Source organism: Pseudomonas sp. MH9.2 (assembly GCF_034353875.1).
GTDB lineage: Bacteria > Pseudomonadota > Gammaproteobacteria > Pseudomonadales > Pseudomonadaceae > Aquipseudomonas.
Genome location: NZ_CP133784.1, coordinates 3807647 through 3830218, shown reverse-complemented (window position 1 = coordinate 3830218; position 22572 = coordinate 3807647). Strand labels below are relative to the sequence as shown.

At 59.0% G+C, this 22572-nt stretch carries 18 protein-coding genes; 7 read left to right on the top strand and 11 right to left on the bottom strand.

The genetic code is table 11. The features are described 5' to 3' along the window. Positions 1-255 precede the first annotated feature (255 nt). From RHM55_RS17745 to RHM55_RS17715, 7 genes are all read right to left on the bottom strand, one after another. Positions 256-972, bottom strand: a complete 717-nt coding sequence (locus tag RHM55_RS17745) for an ABC transporter ATP-binding protein (protein ID WP_322177599.1) — start codon at positions 970-972, stop codon at positions 256-258. Next, positions 969-1844 (bottom strand): ABC transporter ATP-binding protein, encoded by an 876-nt coding sequence (locus RHM55_RS17740; RefSeq protein ID WP_322177598.1) that lies wholly within the window; start codon positions 1842-1844, stop codon positions 969-971. Before RHM55_RS17740 ends, RHM55_RS17745 begins: the two co-directional genes overlap by 4 nt. Then, a complete protein-coding gene (gene livM / locus RHM55_RS17735; protein WP_322177597.1) occupies positions 1841-3124 on the bottom strand; it encodes a high-affinity branched-chain amino acid ABC transporter permease LivM in 1284 nt (427 codons plus the stop codon). The genes RHM55_RS17740 and livM overlap by 4 nt, the downstream gene beginning before the upstream one ends. Before the next feature lie 2 nt (positions 3125-3126). Continuing rightward, positions 3127-4041 (bottom strand): ABC transporter permease subunit, encoded by a 915-nt coding sequence (locus RHM55_RS17730; RefSeq protein ID WP_219062578.1) that lies wholly within the window; start codon positions 4039-4041, stop codon positions 3127-3129. Between the two features lie 172 nt (positions 4042-4213). Then, positions 4214-5350, bottom strand: a complete 1137-nt coding sequence (locus RHM55_RS17725; RefSeq protein ID WP_322177596.1) for a branched-chain amino acid ABC transporter substrate-binding protein — start codon at positions 5348-5350, stop codon at positions 4214-4216. Between the two features lie 377 nt (positions 5351-5727). Next, positions 5728-7011 carry an FAD-binding oxidoreductase gene (locus RHM55_RS17720; protein WP_322177595.1) on the bottom strand — a complete coding sequence of 428 codons (1284 nt, stop codon included), beginning with the start codon at positions 7009-7011 and terminating at the stop codon, positions 5728-5730. A 96-nt stretch (positions 7012-7107) separates the two neighbouring features. Further along, positions 7108-8598 carry an aldehyde dehydrogenase family protein gene (locus RHM55_RS17715; RefSeq protein ID WP_322177594.1) on the bottom strand — a complete coding sequence of 497 codons (1491 nt, stop codon included), beginning with the start codon at positions 8596-8598 and terminating at the stop codon, positions 7108-7110. A 180-nt stretch (positions 8599-8778) separates the two neighbouring features. On the opposite strand from RHM55_RS17715, the gene RHM55_RS17710 reads away from it, so the two are divergent. The 5 genes from RHM55_RS17710 (at position 8779) to RHM55_RS17690 (ending at position 13921) form a co-directional block, all read left to right on the top strand. Further along, a complete protein-coding gene (locus tag RHM55_RS17710; protein ID WP_322177593.1) occupies positions 8779-9681 on the top strand; it encodes a LysR family transcriptional regulator in 903 nt (300 codons plus the stop codon). 108 nt (positions 9682-9789) lie between these two features. After that, on the top strand, positions 9790-11034 hold the full coding sequence (gene pncB, locus RHM55_RS17705) for a nicotinate phosphoribosyltransferase (protein WP_322177592.1): 1245 nt from the start codon (positions 9790-9792) through the stop codon (positions 11032-11034). 3 nt (positions 11035-11037) lie between these two features. Further along, the gene (nadE, locus tag RHM55_RS17700; RefSeq protein ID WP_322177591.1) at positions 11038-11865 is read left to right on the top strand and encodes an ammonia-dependent NAD(+) synthetase; all 828 of its coding nucleotides are present in this window, start codon (positions 11038-11040) and stop codon (positions 11863-11865) included. A 224-nt stretch (positions 11866-12089) separates the two neighbouring features. Continuing rightward, entirely contained in the window at positions 12090-13103 is a 1014-nt protein-coding gene (locus RHM55_RS17695) for a 2-oxoadipate dioxygenase/decarboxylase family protein (protein WP_322177590.1), read from the top strand. Between the two features lie 122 nt (positions 13104-13225). Continuing rightward, a complete protein-coding gene (locus RHM55_RS17690; protein WP_322177589.1) occupies positions 13226-13921 on the top strand; it encodes a hypothetical protein in 696 nt (231 codons plus the stop codon). A gap of 38 nt (positions 13922-13959) precedes the next feature. On the opposite strand, the gene azu is transcribed toward RHM55_RS17690, so the two are convergent. Further along, positions 13960-14406, bottom strand: a complete 447-nt coding sequence (gene azu, locus RHM55_RS17685; RefSeq protein ID WP_322177588.1) for an azurin — start codon at positions 14404-14406, stop codon at positions 13960-13962. A gap of 360 nt (positions 14407-14766) precedes the next feature. Here azu and RHM55_RS17680 point away from each other — a divergent pair, with 360 nt between their 5' ends. Further along, complete coding sequence (locus RHM55_RS17680; protein WP_322177587.1) at positions 14767-15354, top strand: TIGR00730 family Rossman fold protein; 588 nt, start codon at positions 14767-14769, stop codon at positions 15352-15354. A gap of 108 nt (positions 15355-15462) precedes the next feature. Further along, positions 15463-15648 carry a hypothetical protein gene (locus tag RHM55_RS17675; RefSeq protein ID WP_219062446.1) on the top strand — a complete coding sequence of 62 codons (186 nt, stop codon included), beginning with the start codon at positions 15463-15465 and terminating at the stop codon, positions 15646-15648. A 98-nt stretch (positions 15649-15746) separates the two neighbouring features. Here the strand turns inward: RHM55_RS17675 and RHM55_RS17670 are convergent, their stop codons facing one another. From RHM55_RS17670 to RHM55_RS17660, 3 genes are all read right to left on the bottom strand, one after another. Then, positions 15747-16649 carry a transglutaminase family protein gene (locus RHM55_RS17670; protein ID WP_322177586.1) on the bottom strand — a complete coding sequence of 301 codons (903 nt, stop codon included), beginning with the start codon at positions 16647-16649 and terminating at the stop codon, positions 15747-15749. Further along, a complete protein-coding gene (locus tag RHM55_RS17665; protein WP_322177585.1) occupies positions 16649-19144 on the bottom strand; it encodes a circularly permuted type 2 ATP-grasp protein in 2496 nt (831 codons plus the stop codon). The genes RHM55_RS17670 and RHM55_RS17665 overlap by 1 nt, the downstream gene beginning before the upstream one ends. Before the next feature lie 97 nt (positions 19145-19241). Continuing rightward, a complete protein-coding gene (locus RHM55_RS17660; RefSeq protein ID WP_322177584.1) occupies positions 19242-22532 on the bottom strand; it encodes a transglutaminase family protein in 3291 nt (1096 codons plus the stop codon). Positions 22533-22572: the final 40 nt, after the last annotated feature.

Below are 22572 nucleotides of genomic sequence, written 5' to 3'. Positions count from 1 at the left end.
ACCACTGATCAAAAAACAACCAACCTTCTACAGCCCGCGTACAACAAGGGCTTCAGCCAGCTACTCCCATGTTACCCACAGCCGCCTCCACAGCAATCTTGGACAAGTCAAAAGCGTGACAAAACAACTATTTGCAGCGGCTTTATGCCGCGCTTTCAGAGCTTGTGAAAATTGTTTTCCACAATTTGAAAAAAGCGCGCCCCGAGTGAATTCACCCGGGGCGCGCTTGGTATTTACAGCCTGTTTGAGTGCGGATCAGTGACCGCCGAGATAAGCGTTCCTGACCTCATCGTTGACCAACAACTCCTGCCCGGTACCTGTCAGGCGGATCTCACCGTTAACCATCACGTAAGCGCGATCAGAGAGCTTCAGCGCGTGGTTGGCGTTCTGTTCCACCAGGAAGATCGTCATTCCGCTGGAGGCCAGTTCACGCAGGGTCTGGAAGATCTGCTTGACCACGATCGGCGCCAGCCCCAGCGACGGCTCATCGAGCAGCAGCAGTTTGGGTCGGCTCATCAATGCGCGAGCGATGGCGAGCATTTGCTGCTCACCACCGGACATGGTCATGGCGCGCTGATTACGGCGCTCCTTGAGCCGTGGGAACAGGTCGAACATGTGTTGCATGTCTTGCGTGGCGAACTTGTCGCCAATCGGAATAGTGCCCATCAGCAGGTTCTCCTCGACTGACATGTCGGGAAACACCCGCCGCCCTTCTGGCGACTGCGCAATGCCATTGGAGGCGATGTAGTGCGAAGACTTCTGTGTGATGTCGACGCCGCGATAAATGATCTGCCCACTGGCGGCCCGTGGCTGGCCGAAGATCGACATCAACAGGGTCGACTTGCCGGCACCGTTGGAGCCGATCAGGCTGACGGTTTCACCTTCGTTGATGTGCAATGACACTTTTTTCAGGGCCTGGATCGGCCCGTAAAACACATCGATCTCTTTCAGTTCGAGGATCGGTTCGCTCATACCAACTCCTCTTCATCAGCGCCCAGGTACGCGGCAATCACTTTCGGGTCGTGGCGGATCTGATCGGGGCCACCTTCGGCGATCACGTTGCCATGGTCGAGGACCACGATGTAATCGGAAATACTCATGACCATGCCCATGTCGTGCTCGATCAACACCACTGTCAGGTCGTGTTCGTCGCGCAGCAACCGAATCATTTTGCTCAAGGCTTCGGTTTCCTGCGGGTTGAGGCCCGCAGCCGGTTCGTCCAGGCAAATGATCTGCGGCCGTGTGCACATGGCCCGGGCGATTTCCAGACGCCGTTGCTGGCCGTAGGACAGCTCGCCCGCAAGACGGTTGGCGCAGTCCACCAGGTCCACCACTTCCAGCCAGTAGAAAGCATGGTCCAGGGCATCGCTTTCAGCTTTGCGGTAACCCTTGGTGTTGAGAATCCCGGCCACCATGCTGCGGTTGACCCACATGTGCTGAGCCACCAGCAGGTTTTCCAGTACCGACATTTCCTTGAACAAGCGGATGTTCTGGAATGTGCGTGCCAGACCGACACGATTCACCAGGTGCGTGCCGCCGAACATTTTGTAGAACAGACGGCTGGCGAAGGCTTTTGGCGCGACGAAATCAGTGGCGCGAAAGGACTCACCCAGCAACTGGATGATATTGGTACGGGTGCCGCGGGCATTCAGCTCGATCCGACCGCCCGAGGCTTTGTAGAAACCGGTCAGGCAGTTGAACACCGTGGTTTTGCCGGCACCGTTAGGCCCGATCAAGGCGAAGATCGAGTTGCGCTTGACCTTCAGGCTGACGTCGCTGAGCGCCTTGATCCCACCAAAGTGCATCATCAGGTTCTCTACCGAAAGAATGACTTCATCGCTCATGGCGCCACTCCTTTACGCGGGGTAATACCGGTCCGGCTGATACGGATCAAGCCACGCGGTCTCCAGATCATCATCAACACCATCAGGATGCCGAACAACAACACACGGTATTCCGAGAAGCTGCGCAGCAGTTCCGGGGCGACGGTCAGAACGAATGCCGCAATCACCACACCGATGGTCGAGCCCATGCCCCCCAGCACCACAATGGCGAGGATCAGCGCCGACTCGAAGAAGGAGAACGACGTCGGGTTGACGAACCCCTGATAGCTGGCGAAAAACACACCCGCCAAACCGGCAGTGGACGCACCGATAGTGAACGCAGAGAGCTTCACCAGAACATGGTTCAGGCCCATGGAGCGGCAGGCGATTTCATCTTCACGCAGCGCTTCCCACGCACGACCGACCGGCATGCGAGTCAGGCGATGTTTGACGTAGAGCACCAGCAGGACCACCAGGAACAGCACGGTGTAAATGAACAGGAATTTCAGGTTCGGGTTGTATTCAGTCCCGAAGAACTGGTGGAAAGGTATCCCACCATCCTTGGCCACCCGCCCGAACTCCAGGCCGAGAAAGGTCGGCGATGGCACCGGCATGCCGTTCGGTCCGCCGGTAAAAGACAGCCAGTTGGTCAGCACCAGACGAATGATTTCACCGAAGCCCAGGGTCACGATGGCGAGATAGTCACCGTGCATTCGTAATACCGGGAAGCCAAGTATGCATCCGGCCAGCGCAGCCGTGATGGCCGCCAGCGGCAGGACCGTCCAGAACCCCAGCCCAAGGTAGTGATAACCCAGCGCCAGGCCATAGGCACCAATGGCATAGAACGCCACATAACCCAAGTCGAGCAGACCGGCCAGACCGACCACGATATTGAGGCCAAGGCCCAGCAATACGTAGATCAGGCCGAGAATCACCACTGTCAGCAGGTACTTGTTGGCGAAGATCGGGAAGATGATGGCAATCACGATCAGCAGCGGAATGACCCAGTACAGCTTTGACTTGTGGTCAGGTGCCCGCACATGCACGCCTGAGCCGGTGACTTCGAACCCTTGCAGTACTTTCAGGCCCTGTGCAGTCTGCAGAAACAGGCTCAAGAAAAAACGCCCGACCATGACAATCCCGACCATCCACGCCACACGGGTGGGTTGCAGGTTGTAGCTATAGCCATCGAGCACCACGCCGACAACCGGGCCGAACACAATCAGGGAGATCAGCCCGGCCAGAATGGCGTCAACCAGGCTTTTCTTGATATCGATAGGTTTATTATTGGCTGCAGACATACTTACACCTTCGCCACGAGTGGGCGACCCAACAGGCCTTGAGGACGGAAAATCAGGATCAGTACCAACAGCGAGAAGCTGAAGACGTCCTTATAGTCAGAGTTGATCAGTCCGGAAAACAGCGACTCGGAGATGCCCAGGATAATCCCGCCGAGCATGGCCCCAGGCAGCGAGCCAATCCCGCCCAACACCGCAGCGGTGAACGCTTTGATACCGATCACGAAGCCTGCGTAGAAGTCGAAGGTGCCGTAGTTCAAGGTGATCAGGACACCGGCCAGTGCAGCCATGGCTGCACCGATGATGAACACGTAGGAAATGACCCGATCCGTGTTGATCCCGAGGATCGAAGCCATTTTGCGGTCTTGTTGGGTCGCGCGACACATGCGGCCCAGCTTGGTGTACTTGATGATGTAGGTCAGCAGGGCCATCCCGGCAAACGCTGCAACCAGAATGAAGATTTTGGTGTAGGTGATCTGGACGAAACCTGTCCCGATATCCAGTTTCAACGCCCCGGCCAGCAACGTCGGCACACCTTGTTGCCGTGAACCCTGGCTGATCTGCGCATAGTTCTGCAGGATCAGTGAAACGCCGATGGCACTGATCAGCGGCGCCAGTCGGGTGGAGTTACGCAGCGGTTTGTAAGCGATACGCTCGATGACCCAGCCATACACACCGGTCACAAAGACGGTGAACAGCAACGTCCCGAAGATCAACAGCGGAAAGGATTGAATACCGAAGGAGGACAGCAGAGCCAGGCTGATCGCCGCGAGATACGCAGAGATCATATACACCTCGCCGTGGGCGAAGTTGATCATGCCGATGATGCCGTAGACCATTGTGTAGCCGATGGCGATCAGGCCGTAGACCGACCCGAGGGTCAGGCCATTGATAATTTGCTGCAGGAAAATACCGTCCATCATGCACTCTCACACGCTTGAGAGGCCACGTTGAATCCGGTTTCGATGAGCCCTTGTGAGGCGCATCTGGCCGGGTTCAAGTGGCTCCAGAAGAAATTAGAACCCATTACCAAAGCTGAGCCTGCTTCTGACGACTTATGTCGGGAGACGCAGGCTCTGCGATGCGTTTATCTCACTTCTGTTTTTCCAGCTGATGGTATTTGCCTTGTGCATCCCACTGGTAAACCACGTAATCGGAGACTTTCAAGTCGCCTTTACCGTCCCAGTTTTTCTTGCCCATTACGGTTTGCACCGTATTGGCTTTGAGCCACTCGGCGGCAGCCTCGCCTTTGTTGGACTTGGCACCATTGAACGCGGCAGCCAAGGCCTGCACAGACGCGTAGGCATACAGGGTGTAGCCTTCAGGCTCGTAACCGGAGGAGCGGAACTTCTCAACCACAACCTTGCTGTCTGGCAACATGCGAGGGTCGGCACCGAAGGTCATGTACACGCCGTCGACGTACTGAGCACCACCGGCGGTGGTCACCAGCTCGTCAGTCACGATGCCGTCATCGGACATGAACTTAACGTCTTTGAGGCCCTGTTCACGCAGTTGACGGACCAGTGGGCCGGCTTCCGGGTGCAGGCCACCGAAGTAAACGACATCGGCTTTTTCTGAACGGATCTTGGTGACCAGGGCGCTGAAATCTTTTTCGCCGCGGGTAAGACCTTCTTCAATAACCGGTTTAACACCACGCGCGGTCAACTGCTTCGACGTAGCGTCAGCCAGACCCTTGCCGTAAGTGTCTTTGTCGTTGATCACAGCAACGCGTTTGCCTTTGAGCACATCGACGATGTAATCGCCGGCGACGATGCCCTGCTGATCATCACGCCCACACATACGGAACATGGCTTTCAGGCCGCGCTCGGTGACGACGGGGTTGGTGGAACCCGGGGTCATCACGATGATGCCTGCGTCGGCATACACTTCTGAAGCAGGAATCGTCGACGATGAGCAGAAGTGCCCAACCACGCCCACCACTTTGTCCTGATCGGTCAGACGGTTGGCTACCGCGACCGCCTGTTTCGGTTCGCAGGCGTCATCGCCCTTGACCAATACGATTTTCTCGCCGTTTACACCACCGCTGGCATTGATCGCGTCCGCTGCAGCCTGGGCGCCTCTCATGTATTGCTCACCGAAGGACGCGTTCGCACCGGTCATCGGACCTGCTACGCCAATTTTGACATCTGCCTGAACAAACGAAGAAACACCCAATGCAGTAGCAACTGCGAGTGCCAGAAAACCTTTCCTGTAAAACGTCTGCGACATGTGACGGTGCTCCTGAGGTGTTTTAGTTAGCACAGCAACTTCAGCGGAAGCTTCGATTCAGCTACAAGCGCAGAGCAAGTGGCGTGCCATAGGTTTTTTATTCTGAAAAAAGTCGTTGTTTTGTTGTTATTCGACCGTTTTGTGCCCTTTTTCATTGGGCGTGCAACCGTCTAAACCGGAACAGGTACAACCCTCCTTATATAAAAGAGCAACCCTCCCCCTTAAAACTTGCAACCCATGCAGGCGACCCCGTGCAACCCGACTGTAACCGTACGCGTAACCGAAGTGCACATCCGCGGTGCGCGTCCGCTACGGGACGCACCATTAGAGGTTAGTTGGTGCGCGAAAAAGCGCCGCTCGTTGCCAGAAAATTCTCCTCAAATCACGATTCGCAGGCACTGGCCCGCGTGATACAGGGAAAAACCCGCCTCATAAAGGCGGCTGCGCAGCCCCACACCCGACAACGGCAGCATCGGCGCAAACGGAATCGGCAACACCTTGGTATCGCCATGGCACAGGTAATCGGCAAACGCCTTACCCACGACGCTGCCCGTGGTGTTGCCTCGACCGTTATAACCGGTGACGGCCACCAACCCCGGCGCAGGCTCAAAGAGCCGCAACAGGTGGTCAGGGGTAAACGCGATACAGCCCGTCCAGGTGAATTCCCAGTCCACCGGTTTGAGGTAGGGGAAATAATGCTGCTGGACGCGGTCTGCCCACGCTTTGAGGAACCAGGCCGGCTTCTGATTACCGTTGCCCAGGCTGCCTAACAACAGACGACCATCAGCGTCGCGACGAATGCTGCTGAGCACCTGGCGCGTGTCCCAGGAACCCTGCCCACCCGGCAAAATCCGCTGTGCAGCCTCTTCGGTCAGTGGCGCCGAGGCGACCTGATAGTAATAACCCGGGAAAAAGTTACGGCGCAGCTCCGTCCATTCGCCTTCGGTATACGCATTGGAAGCAATCACCACTTTCTCGGCCAGCACGGCACCGTGTTCGGTGATGACGCACCAACGCTCGCCCTGACGTTCCAGGCGGGTGACCGGGGAGTGATCGAATAGTTGACCGCCGAGGCTGCCCACGGCTTTTGCGAGCCCGCTGGTGAAGGCCATCGGGTTGAATGTGCCTGCACGGCGATCCAGCAGGGCTGCGGATATTTTCTGAGTGCCGGTGGCGTCCTGGCACGCCTTGCCGGTGAGTAACTCGACCGGCGCGCCCCGACGCTTCCATTGTTCCTCGCGACTGCGCAGATCGGCTTCGCCACGGGCGTTGTGCGCCATGTGCAGTGTACCTTCGCGGCGCAACTGGCAATCGATGTTGTATTTGTCGACCAGGCTGAACACCAACGACGGCGCGGCGCCGAGCATCTGATTCAACTGACTGCCGACTTTCTTTCCGAAGCCGGCTTCAATCTCGTCTGGAGGTATCCACAACCCGGCGTTGACCAGCCCTACATTGCGCCCAGAGCCCCCATGGCCGGTGCGGTGGGCCTCAAGCACGGCGACCCGTTTGCCTTGCTCCAACAAATGAATCGCTGCCGACAACCCGGTGATGCCCGCGCCAATCACGCACACATCGACCGTCAATTCGCCCTTGAGCGCCTCGGCCTCAGGCCGTTGTGGCGTCAGCTTTTCCCACAGACATTCTTCGCGTAGCGCCATCGCAAAAACCCCAAATCAAGTCAATCGCGGGCAAGTCCGCTCCTACAAGGACAACGCAGAACCTGTAGGAGCGGGCTTGCCCGCGACAAGGGACTGTCAGTCGAACGTAATGCCCTGCGCCAGCGGCAATTCAAGGGAGTAGTTCACGGTCGCCGTCTGGCGACGCATGTAACCGCGCCATGAATCCGAGCCCGACTCACGACCGCCACCGGTTTCTTTCTCACCGCCAAAAGCGCCGCCGATTTCCGCACCGCTTGGGCCGATGTTGACGTTGGCGATCCCGCAGTCGCTGCCCAACGCAGAAATAAACTGCTCTGCTTCGCGCACGTCCGTCGTGAAAATGCACGACGACAGGCCTTGCGGCACGGCGTTGTTCAGGCGCACGGCTTCAGCGAAATCGTCGTAACCCACCACGTACAAAATCGGGGCGAAGGTTTCGGTACAAACCACATCACTTTGCTCTGGCATTTCGACGATGGCCGGGGACACGTAGTAAGCATCGGGGAACTGCTCGACCAATTGACGCTTGCCGCCAAATACTCGACCGCCTTCGCTCAGGGCCTGTTCAAGGGCGTCCTGCATATTTTCGTAGCTGTTTTTGTCGATCAACGGACCGACCAGATTGCCTTCCAGCGGATGACCGATGCGTACTTTGGCGTAGGCGGTTTTCAGGCGACTGACGATTTCGTCCTTGACCGATTCGTGGGCAATCAAGCGACGCAAACTGGTGCAGCGTTGGCCGGCCGTACCGACTGCGCTGAACAGAATCGCGCGCACGGCGAGATCAAGGTCGGCGCTTGGGCCGAGGATCATTGCGTTGTTGCCGCCCAGTTCAAGAATGCTGCGGGCAAAGCGTGCCGCGATTTTCGGCGCGACTTCGCGGCCCATGCGCGTGCTGCCAGTGGCACTGATCAGCGCCACGCGTGGGTCGTCGACCAGTGCTTCGCCGGCTTCACGCCCACCGATAACCACCTGGCTCAAGTAAGCAGGCGCATCAGGGAAATGTTTGAGCACGCCTTCGAACAGCGCCTGGCAGGCCAGTGCGGTCAGCGGGGTTTTTTCCGACGGTTTCCAGATCACGGCATTGCCGCAGACCAGCGCCAGTGCGGTGTTCCAGGCCCAGACCGCGACCGGGAAGTTGAACGCACTGATCACACCGACGACGCCCAGCGGGTGCCAGGTTTCGCGCATATGGTGACCTGGGCGCTCGGAAGCGATGGTCAGACCGTACAGCTGGCGCGACAGGCCGACAGCGAAATCGCAGATGTCGATCATTTCCTGCACTTCACCCAGACCTTCCTGAGTGATTTTTCCTGCTTCCCAAGACACCAACTGGCCCAACTCGGCCTTGTGCTTGCGCAGGGCCTCACCGAACAGACGAATCAGCTCACCACGGCGAGGCGCCGGAACTTTACGCCAGGCTTCGAACGCGTGCTCGGCACGGGTGACGTGCTGCTCGACTTCCGCTCGCCCTTCCCAATGCACGGAAGCGATACGGCTGCCATCGACAGGCGTGTGCACGGCCTGATCGCCGTTCTGATACAGGGCGGGATCGACACCGAGGCGATTGAGCAAGTCGGTAAGCATGTTGTCTCCTTGATTCTGGACATGAAAAACGGAAATCGAAAGATAGGTGAAGCGTCAGGCTCTACTAATAGCTGGCCTGAGACGTGCGAACAAACGACCATTAGGCGAGATATCATTCCGTTTATTCATGCTGCCCCTCCCGTCTGCACGTGGCAGCCTCGAAAAACATAAGGCCTGAGCATGCTCAACAAACGTTATCTGCCATCAATCACCGCGTTGCAATGCTTTGAGGCAGTGACCCGGCACTTGAGTTTTACCCGCGCGGCCGAAGAGCTGAACCTGACGCAAAGCGCCGTCAGCAAACAAGTCGCCCAGCTTGAAGAACTGGTGCAGCACTTGCTGTTTCGCCGCGTGCGCCGACGCCTGCAACTGACCCCGGCCGGCGCGCTGTACTTGGGCGAAGTGCGCAAAATCCTCACACAGGTGGAAATGTCGACCCACTACCTGCGGTCCTACGGTGGCGAAACCGAAGTGCTGCGCGTGTCCACGCCATCGACCTTCGGCGCCCGCTGGCTGGTGCCCCGGCTCAAGGGCTGGCGATTGCGCCATCCGCACATCCACCTGGACCTAATGGATGAACAGGAACCCGACGACCTGATTCAGGGCCGCTGTGACATGGCGTTTTATTTCGGCCAAGGCGCCCGTCCGGGTGCCGAGTCGGTAAAACTGTTCAGCGAAGAACTTATTCCGGTCTGCGCGCCCGGCAGCCTGCCGGACACACCGTTTACCGACCCGACCCAGCTAAGCGATCTGGTGCTGCTGCAAAGCGCCTCACGCCCGCAAGCCTGGCATGACTGGTTCGACAGCCAGGGTTACCACACCGAACACAGCTACCACGGGCCGCGCTTCGAGACGTTCTACATGTGCATACGCGCCGCACAGGTCGGGTGCGGGGTCGCGCTGCTCCCGCGGTTTCTGGTCGAGGAGGAGCTGGCGGACGGTAAGCTGGTCATCCCCTGGCCCCATGCGCTGCCTAGCCGTGATGCTTATTACCTGGCCTACCCGGAGCACACGGCAGAAGTGCCTAAAATCCGGGATTTCGTGCGCTGGATGCTGGAACAGTTGGATAACCCGACAAGTTAGGGGCGACAATGCCGGCCCAGCAGCCCGCACGGACGTCAGCAGCGCCTTTACAGCGTTGCCTGAGCGTTGCGAGCCCAACCCCATCGGCCGCTCTGGAGAGCTGACAACATGAGTGAGAGCGCCTTCTCCGATCGCATCGTGCAGAACCTGCTCGACACCGACTTCTACAAGCTGACCATGATGCAAGCGGTGCTGCACAACTACCCAAACGTCGACGTGGAGTGGGAGTTTCGTTGCCGCAATGGCGAAGACCTGCGGCCTTATCTGGCCGAGATCCGTCATCAGATCGAGCTGCTCTGCGAGCTGTCCATGAGCGACGCTCAACTGGGTTTTCTTGAGCGCATCAGCTTTATGAAGCCCGATTTCCTGCGCTTCCTCGGCTTGTTCCGCTTCAACATGCGCTATGTGCAGACCAGCATCGAGAACGGTGAGCTGTGCATTCGTCTGCACGGGCCGTGGCTGCACGTGATTATGTTCGAAGTGCCGCTGCTGGCCATTGTCAGCGAAGTGCGCAACCGTCATCGCCACCCCGACACATTGCTCGTGCAGGCGCGTGATCAGCTGTATCGCAAATTCGACTGGCTATACGCCAACGCCACCGCCGATGAGCTGGCAGAACTGAAAGTTGCGGACTTCGGCACCCGTCGGCGCTTCTCCTACCGCGTGCAAGAGGAAGTGGTCAGCGTGCTCAAGCGCGACTTCCCCGGCCAGTTCGTCGGCACCAGCAACGTGCAACTGGCCCGCACGCTGGACCTCAAACCGCTCGGCACCATGGCCCACGAATGGATCATGGCCCACCAGCAACTCGGCCCGAGGCTGATCGACAGTCAAAGTGCCGCGCTCGACTGCTGGGTCCGTGAATACCGTGGCCTGCTGGGTATTGCCTTGACCGATTGCATCACCACCGACGCCTTCCTCAACGATTTCGATCTGTACTTCGCCAAACTGTTCGACGGGTTACGCCATGATTCCGGCGACCCGATCATGTGGGCCGAAAAATGCATTGATCATTACCAGAAGCTCGGCATCGACCCGATGAGCAAGACCCTGGTGTTCTCCGACGGCCTGAACCTGCCCAAGGCGCTGGATATATTCCGTACGCTACGAGGTCGAATCAACGTCAGCTTCGGCATCGGGACCAATCTCACCGCCGACATCCCCGGTGTAGAGCCCTTGAGCATTGTGCTTAAAATGACGGCTTGCGCGGGTCAGGCCGTGGCGAAAATTTCCGACGAACCCGGTAAGACGCAATGCAAGGACCCCAACTTTGTCGCCTACCTGCGGCATGTGTTCGAAGTGCCTGCGAGCCCGGTTTCCAACCCTTCCGTTTCTGCACAACCTGTTAAGGAGTGAATCATGCAAGCCGTACAGCTCCAGATCGCTGAACAGCTCAAGGTCCAGCCGCCTTTCGCCAACCAGAATGCACTTGAAGCCGAGGTCGCCCGACGGATCGCCTTTATCCAGCAATGCCTGCAGAACGCCAGGCTCAAGACCCTGGTACTGGGCATCAGTGGCGGTGTCGACTCGCTGACCGCCGGTTTGCTCGCGCAACGCGCCGTCGAGCAATTGCGTAAAAGCACCGGGGATGACAGCTATCGGTTCATCGCAGTCCGCCTGCCGTACCAGGTCCAGTTCGACGAGCACGAAGCCCAGGCATGTCTGGAGTTCATTGCGCCGGACGAGTCGCACACAGTCAATATCGGTCCGTCCGTGCAAGCGCTGGCAGCGCAGATCAAGGCATTCGAAGGCCAACACGCCAGCGCGGTAGATTTTGTGATGGGCAACACCAAGGCGCGGATGCGCATGGTCGCGCAATACACCATCGCCGGCGCGCGCCAGGGGCTGGTGATCGGCACCGACCATGCGGCGGAAGCCGTGATGGGTTTTTTCACCAAGTTCGGCGACGGTGCCTGCGACCTGGCACCGCTCAGCGGGCTGGTGAAAAATCAGGTTCGGGCCATTGCCCGCAGTTTTGGCGCCCCGCAATCGCTGGTGGAAAAAGTCCCCACCGCTGACCTTGAAGACCTAGTACCCGGCAAACCGGATGAGGCGTCCCACGGCGTGACCTATGCCGAGATCGATGCGTTCCTGCATGGCGAGACGGTCCGCGAAGAAGCCTTCAAGATCATCCGCGACACCTACGCAAAAACGCAGCACAAGCGCGAACTGCCATTCGCGCCGTAAAACAACACAGAACCCACGTAGGAGCGGGCTTGCCCGCGATTGCGGTGTAACTGACACACCGTATCAAGCTGATCGCGGCGGGACGCGTAGTTGCAAGCCCGCGCCTACAGAGGGATGGCGTTTCAACAATAGAAAACGGAATGAACCTGCCGTTTTTTTTCGCTTGTCCGGCTGGCTGATCAACGCTTTCATAGGCACCTCTCATTCAGCCAGAGCCGCTGCCCATGTCCTCGTTCCAAGGCCTTTTCTCTCTCGTCGCCTCCGTCGTCGGCCAACCTGCTGCGCAGTGGCTTGAATCCCACGTCGAAGTACCGGAAGGGCTGCACGCCTTCAGCTGGAGCGACAGCGCGCTGCATCGCGCGTGGTTGGCTGAAGCGCTGAACCTGTGCCTACTCCACAAGCTGGTGGAGGCTGTGCCAGCAGGTCGCGTATACGTCGACGAACAAGCCGAAAATGGCCGCAAAGTGCTGTTCGACCACGGCGCGATTCGTACCGTGGACTGGTTCGATAACGGCGAACTGCCGCGCGGTCGCCTGGCGTTCACTCGCTTACTGGAGCCGTTGGGCTTTACTGACGTGCGCACGTATCCACTGACCAAACTGAACATGACTGGCTGGGCTTATCGCCAGCAAGATCTGCCGGAAGACATCGCCCAGTTCTTCGTTTCCGAACTGCATCCCGGTCGGTTCAGCGAAGCGTTTCAGGGGGCCGTCAGCCGCGTGGCCCGCTCCAGCCGCGATCCGCTGAACGCCGAGCACTTGAGCATCCTCAAACGCCTGCAACTGACCCGTCACTGCACCTTGGCCGAAGCGTATCGCTTGCTGCCGGGGCTGTACGACGCATTCGAGCGCCAGCATGGCGTGGTGCAGCACGCGGATTATCAGCAAGTCCTGAGCGAGAGCGCGGAAATGGCCTGGATCGCCACCGAAGGCAATAGCTTCAATCACCTGACCGACCGGGTCACCGACCTTGAGGCTTTAGTGGCCGACCAGAACCGCAAGGATCGGCCTATGAAGGCCTGCATCGAAGTGTCCGCATCGGGCCGAGTGATGCAAACCGCCTACAAGGCCTGCACCGTGAGTCGCGCAATGGCGGACACCAATGGCCAGTTGCATGAGCATCAGGTGCCCGGCTCGTTTGTCGAATTTATCCAGCGCAAACTCGACCCCGTCGACGACAAGCTCGATCTGAACTTCGACAGCAGCAATGCGCAGGCCATCTTTAAGATGACGTCCTGAAGAAGAACACACTGCACCGAGCATAGCGCTGTAGGAAACTTCCCGATTTCTGTTAACCCATTGAGTTGGCGCGATGCGTTAGGCAACCTGTTGTCAGACGTTTCGCGCAAGGACTCAGTTGGATGCTCAGTGCCTACAGGGCTTATCACCTTCAACGCCTTTCGATGATTCAGCGTGCCTGGTTTCTTCCACTGTTCGCTGGTCTCGGCGTCATCAGCTGGATCGCAATCGCCACCTGCGAGCCCCCCGCCAACGACAGCGGTTACCGCAGCAGCACCCACTTTATGTTGATTGGCGAAATGCCCGCGAACACCGCCCTGCGGGGAACGGCCCAATACGATCCGATGCCGGGCCAGCACGGCTGCCCTTATCACCACCCACAGTTACACCTGGACACTCGCCCAAGCGATTTACCGCAGACATTCAGCTTTGAAGTACCGCTGGCGTGGCACCTTCCAGACTGCACGCTGCAGTTAAGCGAAGTGGATTTCGTCACGGAGGGTTTTTATGGGGCCGGGTACGCGCAACGCAGCAGTACGACCAGCGGCGCAATCGCCGTGCGTGATGCGCTGCAAAAAGGTGTACCGGGGTTTCCCGAATCCGGGGAAAAGGAATATCGCGGGATATGCAGTTGGCAGACGTATACCCAGCCGGATGGGCAAAACCTGCAATCGCTCTTGACCTGCCATGCCGCGAATCGGCAGTGGACACTGATCAGCGATCAGCGCAGGCCGCGTCGCCCGGGAGGCGCCGTGAGCCGCAATGAGCTGGCGGGTAAAACCATTCGCATGACATTCAGGATGGCTGAAGCGTCATAGCCCGACGCGGGGCCGGGCCATGACACTGTGCGCAAGCGTTACTTCAGGACGATAGCGCCTTTCATCATGCTGATGTGGCCTGGGAACGTGCAGAAAAACGCATATTTTTCAGCGGCATTAAGCTTCGACACATCGAACGTCACCGAATCCTTTTCGCCAGCACCAATGACTTTGGTGTGCGCAATGACCCGGGCATCACCGTCTTTCAGGTAATTTTTGTCGATGCCTGCGCCGATACCGTCGGTAGCGACGGGTTGCGCGTCAGCTTCTTTGGCCAACACCCAGTTATGGCCCATGACAGTTTTTGCCAAGCTGCCGGAGTGGGTCAGATTAACAGTGAACGTTTTGCAGGTTTTGTCGACAGTGATTTCTTTAGTGCTGTAGGACATCTGGTCCGTGGAATCGATGTCGACCTTGCACTCTGCCGCCAACAGGTGGCCACTGACTAATGTCAGCAGGGATACAGCAACAAGTTTACGAAGCATGGTGAATCTCCAAGGCAGGGTAATTTTTTTGAAAAAACTGTCTGTTGGAAGACTGCCTGATCTGCGGTCAAGTTCCAATGACCTGCGTCAACGCAACGCATGTCACTGTCTACAGCTATCGACGTCATCGAAACAATCAACCAGCCAAGCGAGTAGCGACGCCCTAACATGGGGCCATCATCACTCACTGGAGCACACATCATGCACCTCAACAGCCTGTTTCGCAGCTTGTTTGCCGCTTATGCGTGCGGCGCCAGCGGTACCTATGAACACCATTACGAATAACCAGGACGCGACTGGCGCTTGGACTGAGGTGCCCGAGCCCTTACTCTGTGAGCATCGATGATCATGGAGCAGGCAATGTCTTTAACATCCGTATGTGTATTTTGCGGTGCCAGCGCCGGTACTAACCCGGTGTACCGCGAAGCTGCGATTGCGTTGGGCCGTACCTTGGCTGAACGCAAGTTGACTCTGGTCTACGGCGGCGGTGCCGTCGGCCTGATGGGGATCGTGGCCGATGCCGCCTTGGCGGCGGGCGGCGAAGTGATCGGGATCATCCCCGAAAGCCTGCAAAATGCTGAAATCGGCCACAAAGGCCTGACCCGACTCGAAGTCGTCGATGGCATGCACGCCCGCAAAGCGCGCATGGCGGAACTAAGCGATGCCTTTATCGCTCTACCGGGTGGTTTGGGGACGCTGGAAGAAATGTTCGAAGTCTGGACCTGGGGCCAGTTGGGCTATCACGCCAAACCGCTGGGGCTGATGGACGTGAACGGTTTTTACAGCAAACTGACCGACTTTCTCGACCACGTGGCCAGCGAAGGTTTTGTCCGCGAGCAGCACCGCGGCATGCTGCAGATCAGCAAGTCGCCGAGCGAACTGCTGGACGCCCTGGAGGCCTGGAAACCCTTGGCAGCCCCGAAGTGGGCAGACCAAAAACCGACCTGACCAGCCGGTCAAATGCCTCGCAGAGACCGTTGAGCACACAACGCCGTGTGCCCGACCCGGTTCTCAGGCAGAATAGCGGCATTTCCCGCCTTATACAGAGGACCGCCCATGGCTAAACCTAACTATTCCTTCGCCAAACGTCAGAGAGATCTGGCAAAAGAGCAGAAGAAAGAGGAAAAGCTGCAGAAAAAGAATGCTGCCCTGACTGAAACCGGCGCAGAAGGCGAAACCGTTGAAGGCCAAGAGCCTGCCGACGACGCTGAGGCGACTCCAGAGCAAACGCCTGCCAGCTGAAACCGCGGGGCTTCGCCAATCGACGAAGCCCGTACGCCACGTCTGTCGCTCATGCGGCAGACCATGGCACCTCCCCCTTCAGAATGTATTAACCAAGGTCAATCGGCCTCGGCGCTGACCGGCATCACCGTCACCCGAACCTCCGGGTCATGACTGCCTCCCCCCAGAATCACCCCACGCAACGGCGATACATCGGAGAAATCCCGGCCCCAGGCCAGGCTGATGTGCTCCAACGCTGGCTGCACATTGTTGGTCGGATCAAAATCGACCCAACCCAACACCGGACAAAATACCGAAATCCAGGCATGCGACGCATCTGCGCCAATCATGCGTGGCTGGCCGGGCGGTGGCTGGGTGAGCAGATAACCGCTGACATAGCGTGCCGCAAGGCCGCGCGAACGCAGGCAGGCAAGCATCAAGTGGGCAAAGTCCTGACACACCCCGCGTCGATTTTCCAACACCTCGACCAGCGGCGTTGCCACCTGAGTGGCTTCACCGTCGAAGGTGAACTCACTGAAAATCTTCTCCATCAACGCCTGCACGCACAGCAATAACGGCTGATCGTGCGGAAAACAGCTTTCGGAGAAGTCGACGAAGGTTTGTTTCAAATGCACATACGGGGACTCGAAGCGGAACCGGCACGCTTCTAGAATCGCTGGTGACATCGGCCGCCCGCTGTAGGTCAACGCGCTGCGCGTGGCATCCCAATCGGCGGACAGGCTAAAGTCCAGCGACGGCCGGGCCAACACTTCGACCCGCAGTCGTGCGTTGACCCGCAACTCATCATGCGGTCGCTCGAATGCCAGACGCGTGAGCGGATTGCCAAATACATCCAGCTCATCCCGTCGGCTGGTGGGCGTCGGAGTGATCAGCAATTGCTGCTCGGTACAACGCTGCCAAGCGCAAGGCCGTGGCCACAAATGGGCCAATTGCTGCGCCAGGGACACCGGGCTGTCGTATTCATAATGAGTGTCGTGAAAAATCTGGTAATGGGCGCTCATCAGACGGACACCGTACGCTGGCTGACATCATCGACGTGGGCAAAATGGCGCAAGGCCAATCGGTCCGACACTTGGCCGCTGGCCTCGCCGATGCTCTGCAGCAAATCGGCCAGACCATCGAGTACAGCGCGCACGCTGCCCTGGCCGAACAGCGAGTTCTCCAGGCTGCCAAGGTCGAAGGCCGACAGGCGTCTGATCAATAACGGCAAGCTGGTATCGCGAGGCGCGCCGAAGTCTTCGTTCAAACGGACCAGCGAACTCGACACCAGCTTCAACTGGAACAACACCGCGTGCGGGTTTTGCTCATCGAGCAACAGCAAGTCGAGCACCGGAATCAATTGCGGCACTGCCAGGTAACGCGAGCGGTAGGTGATGCTGCTATTGCCCAGCTCCAACAGCCACTCCAGGCCCGCGTCATCGTTTACCGCAGCATCGCGCAGAAACGCCGCCAGGCTGGTACTGAGAAACCGTAGCCGCTCGATACGTCGACCGATCATCAAAAAGCGCCAGCCTTCATCGCGGGTCATGTCGTCCAGAGCAAAGCCGGACAAGGCTGCCAGTGACATCACCAGACGGTTGAGGAAGTCCAGCAGTTCACCAAAGTCAGGATCGTCTGTTTCCAGACTTGTGGTTTCGCGCTGCAGTTCAACCAACGCTTGCCAGTTCTCTCGCGACAGCTTGCCGCGCACTTGCGATGCCGCCCACTGCAGGCGTTGCAGGTTGGCCCGCAGGCTGAAGACCCCGTCTTCGCCCAACAGTCCCGCGAGCAAACGCTCGTGCAGTTCGCCCCCCTCTTCCTCGTCTGGCAGCAAGTGCAGGCTCTCGCCCAGCTTTACCGCCGCTTGCAGGGCCAAAGGGTCGTCACCATCGACATAGCGCGCCAGCATGATCCGCAGCAACCGTGCGCTGTCATCGCAACGCTCGCAGTAGCGGCCGAACCAGAACAAATTCTCCACCACCCGCGATGGCAGATAAGGATCACGTCGAATCAGGTCACGCACACCCAGGGCACGCTGGCCTTTCCACGGTTCAACACCATAGACACGCTCACCCAAGACCCAGGTGTCCTTGCTCGCTCCGCCGCGCTGCATCGACACTACGTCGGCATCGGCCTCGGCAGCCACCCGGGTCAACCCACCCGGCAGCACCCGATAACCGTCGGCGCTGGCGACCGCATACACCCGCATACCAATCGCCCGAGGTTGCAACTGATCGCCATCGGTTTGCCACACAGGTGCGTGGGACAGTTGCGCCAGCTCCTGCGCAACATACGCGTAAGGCCGGGCCTGCATCCGCTCTGCCAATGCCTGACGCTGCTCGACATTCAAATCGCGACCGAACACCGGCGTGAAACTTTGTGACGGGAACGCAGGTTTGATCAGCAGTTCGGGAAGTTTTTCCAGCGCCTGGGCCAGCACCGGAGGTTCGCCGCACCACCATGTCGCCACGGACGGAAGGATCAATTCTTCACCAAACAGGTGCTGATTGATTTTCGGCAGAAAGCCCAGTAAGCCAGGTGATTCCAGAACGCCGCTGCCCAAGGCGTTGGCGACCAGTACCCGCCCCTGGCGCACCGCTTCGAGCAAGCCGGGAACGCCCAGCGCAGAGTCGGTGCGCAACTCCAATGGATCGCAGAAGTCATCGTCGAGCCGACGCATGATCGCGTGAACCCGACGCAGGCCACTGAGCGTTTTCAGGTAAACCGTGGCGTCGCGCACCGTCAGATCGCCGCCTTCGACCAGCGGATAACCCAGTTGGCGAGCGAGATAAAGGTGTTCGAAGTAGCTTTCGTTGAAGCGGCCGGGGGTCAACAGAACCACCAGTGGCGCTTCGTTGTCGCTGGGCGCCTGGCGCACCAGCGTCTCTTGCAAGGCGCGGAAAAAGCCCGACAGGTGCTGCACCTGCAAGTCGCGGTACATGTCCGGGAACGCGCGCGAGACGATTTGCCGGTTTTCCAGCGCAAAACCGGCCCCCGAGGGCGCCTGGGTACGGTCGGCGGTTACCCACCAGCGGCCGTCGGGAGTGCGCGCCAAATCCACAGCGTACATGTGCAGGAACGTGCCTTCGGGCGGTTTCACGCCCTGACACGGCCACAGAAAATTGTTATGCCCGAACACCAGTTCCGCCGGCAGCAAGCCGTCGGCGATCAACTGCTGAGGACCGTACAGGTCGGCCAGTACCGCATTGAGCAATCGCGCCCGCTGAGCGATGCCCGCAGCGACGTGCTGCCATTCCTGAGCCGGTATCAGGTGTGGCAGTAGATCGAGTTCCCAAGGCCGGTCTGCGCCTTTTGGATCGGCATAGACATTGTAGGTCACCCCGTTTTCCTGAATCTGCCGAGTCAGCAACGCCTGACGCTGCATCAACTGCGCGGGCGTGCTGCGTTGCAGATGCTCATACAGGCGCTGCCAATGCGGACGAACAGCGCCACTGGCATCGAGCATCTCGTGATAAGTACCCGCAGTCAGCGGATAACGGTCAAGCAGGTCAGGCATGAAAGTCTCGGCAGACAACAAAAGACATCGAATGAGTACAGAAAAATGTCACGCGCTCAGGCAAACCCTGCGCGTGGCATCTCCCTCAATGGGCTTGCTAGTGGCGGCGCATATCCAGCGTCATCGGCAGTTCATCATTAATGCTCAACAACGGCACTTGCAGCTTGCCGGGGCTATGGCCAATACGGAAGAAACGCGACAGACGACGGCTTTCTGCCTCATTGGCATTCACCGGCAACGTCTCGTAATTGCGCCCCCCAGGATGCGCGACATGATACTCGCAACCCCCCAGCGAACGCTGCATCCACGTGTCGAGCAGGTCGAACACCAACGGCGCGTGCACCGGGATGGTCGGCTGCAAACAATTGGAGGGCTGCCACGCACGATAACGCACGCCCGCAACGAACTCGCCGACCCGTCCTGTCGGCTGCAGCGGCACCGCGATGCCATTGCAGGTCAGCATGTAACGCTGCGGCGGCAAGCCATTGACCTTGATCTGCAAGCGCTCCAGCGACGAGTCGACATAGCGCACCGCGCCTCCCGCAGCCCCTTCTTCACCCAGCACATGCCAGGGCTCCAGTGCCTGACGCACTTCCAGTTCGATGCCGCTGACCGCGTAATCGCCGACTTTCGGGAAACGGAACTCCAGATGCGCGGCAAACCATTCGGCACGCACTGGATAACCGGCGGCATTCAGCTCGACGATGACATCGGCAAAATCCTGTTCGATAAAGTGCGGCAGCATGAAGCGGTCGTGCAGCTCGGTGCCCCAACGCGCCAACTTGGCGGGCGCATACGGCTCACGCCAGAAACGCGCGACCAATGCACGCAGCAACAGCTGCTGAGCCAGGCTCATGCGGGCATGGGGAGGCATTTCAAAAGCGCGCAGCTCCAGCAGGCCCAAACGCCCCGTCGCACCATCAGGCGAGTAGAGTTTGTCGACACAGAACTCAGCGCGGTGCGTGTTGCCGGTGACATCGATCAACAGGTTTCGCAGCAACCGGTCCACCCGCCACGGCGCACATTCTTCGCCCGGTTCCGGCATTTGCGCGAAGGCAATCTCCAGTTCGTACAGCGAATCGTTGCGCGCCTCATCGACACGCGGCGCTTGTGAGGTCGGGCCGATAAACAAGCCGGAAAACAGATACGACAATGAGGGATGGTTGTGCCAATAGCTGAGCAAACTGCGCAGCAAATCCGGACGCCGTAGAAAGGGTGAGTCCGCAGGGGTCGCGCCGCCGAGGACGAAATGGTTGCCACCGCCGGTACCGGTGTGGCGACCATCGATCATGAATTTCTCGGTGGTCAGACGTGTCAGCCGCGCCTGTTCATAGAGAAATTCGGTGCGTTCAACCAACTCATCCCAACTGGCAGAGGGCTGCACATTGACTTCGATGACACCCGGATCAGGGGTGATCCGGAAATTCGACAACCGTGGATCGCTGGGCGGCTCATACCCTTCGAGCAATACCGGGCAGTGCAGTTCCTCGGCAGTGGCTTCGATGGCAGCGACCAGTTCGAGGTAGTCCTCGAGTTTCTCCAGCGGCGGCATGAACAGGTACAACCGCCCTTCTCGCGCTTCGGCGCACAACGCGGTACGCGTCAGCCAATCGGCCGACTCATCGATCTTGGGCTCGCGCTCGGCGCCTGGGTTTGCGTGCTCGGTCAAGCCGCGGAGCTGCGTCTGCAACTGCTCGCTGGCAGGCAGTTCAGCAAACGCCTGATTGTGGTCAGTCGGATGAATGAATGGGTATTCCGCCGCCTTGACCCACGGTTGCGACGCCAGCGGCAGTCGATAACCGAGTGCCGAATCCCCCGGCACCAGCCGGCAATGATTGTCGCGCAGAAACCAGCGACCGCTCTGCCACAGGTCGCCCGCCGCATTGCGCGCCAGGGGCAGAACTTGCCCGATGACCTTGTCCAGCCCTTGGGCGAACACTTTGCGCAGGCGATCACGCTCCAGCGGGTCAGCCAGACGCGAATCCTCGGCCCCGACGTTCAGCGGCAACGCACCTTCGCGCCACAGGTAATAGAAATTATCTTCATAGGCCGGGAATACAAAGCGCGCGGGCAGTTTCAGGCGCTCTGCAACGCTGGCAAGGAAACGTCCGGCCAACGTGCCATCGGCACCGTAGTCTTCGGTTTCATCTGCGACCAAGGCGTTGTTACGCCATACCGGCTGCCCATCGCGACGCCAGAAACAGTTCAGAGACCAGCGCGGCAATTGCTCGCCGGGGTACCACTTGCCCTGCCCAAAGTGCACGAGGCCCTTTGGCGCGTAATGCTTACGCATGCGCTGGAACAACTCGGCAGACAACCGACGTTTTTCTGGGCCGAGGGCGGCGGTGTTCCACTCATCGCCATCACGGTCATCAATCGATACAAACGTCGGTTCGCCGCCCATGGTCAGGCGCACGTCATCACGGGTCAGGTCACTGTCGATCTTGTGCCCAAGGGCCTGGATCGCCAGCCACTGTTCTTCGCTGTAGGGCTTGGTGACGCGGGGCGCTTCCCAGATGCGCTCGACCGACATTTCATGAGTGAACTCGGTTTCACAGGGCTCGACCAGGCCACTGATCGGCGCCGCAGAAGACGGCTCCGGGCTGCAAGCCAATGGAATATGGCCTTCGCCCGCGAACAGACCGGACGTTGCATCAAGTCCGACCCAGCCAGCACCGGGCAGATACACCTCGCACCACGCGTGCAAATCGGTGAAATCGACATCGGTGCCGGACGGCCCGTCGAGCGCTTCGACATCCGCCTTGAGCTGGATCAGGTAGCCCGACACGAAACGCGCAGCCATGCCCAAGTGACGCAGCAACTGCACCAGCAACCAGGCCGAATCGCGGCATGAGCCGGAAGCGTTTTCCAGGGTGAATTCCGGCGTCTGCACGCCAGGCTCCATACGAATCAGGTAATCGATGTCCTGGCTCAAGCGCTGGTTCAGCGCCACCAGAAAATCGATGGCAGGCAATGGCGTGCGATCAATGCTCGCCAGATAAGCCGAAAACTTCGGGGTCAGCGGCAATTTTTCAAGGTACGGCGCCAGCTCTCGCTGTTCATCGCTGGCGTAGGTAAAGGGGATTTTTTCCGCGTACGGCTCAAGAAAGAAGTCGAACGGGTTGAACACCGCCATCTCGGCGACCAGATCAACCTCTACGCGTAACTCGTTGGTCTTTTCGGGGAAGACCAGGCGGGCCAGATAGTTACCTTGAGGGTCCTGCTGCCAGTTGACGAAGTGCTGCTCAGGCTGGACTTTCAAGGCATAAGACAAAATGCGTGTACGGCTATGCGCCGCCGGACGGAGTCGAACGATCTGCGGACCCAACTCGACCGCGCGGTCGTAGCGGTAATGCGTGACATGGTGCAAGGCGATATGAATCGACACGGCGTGCCTCCTGCGAGCCTGGACGGTAATGGAACCGCGC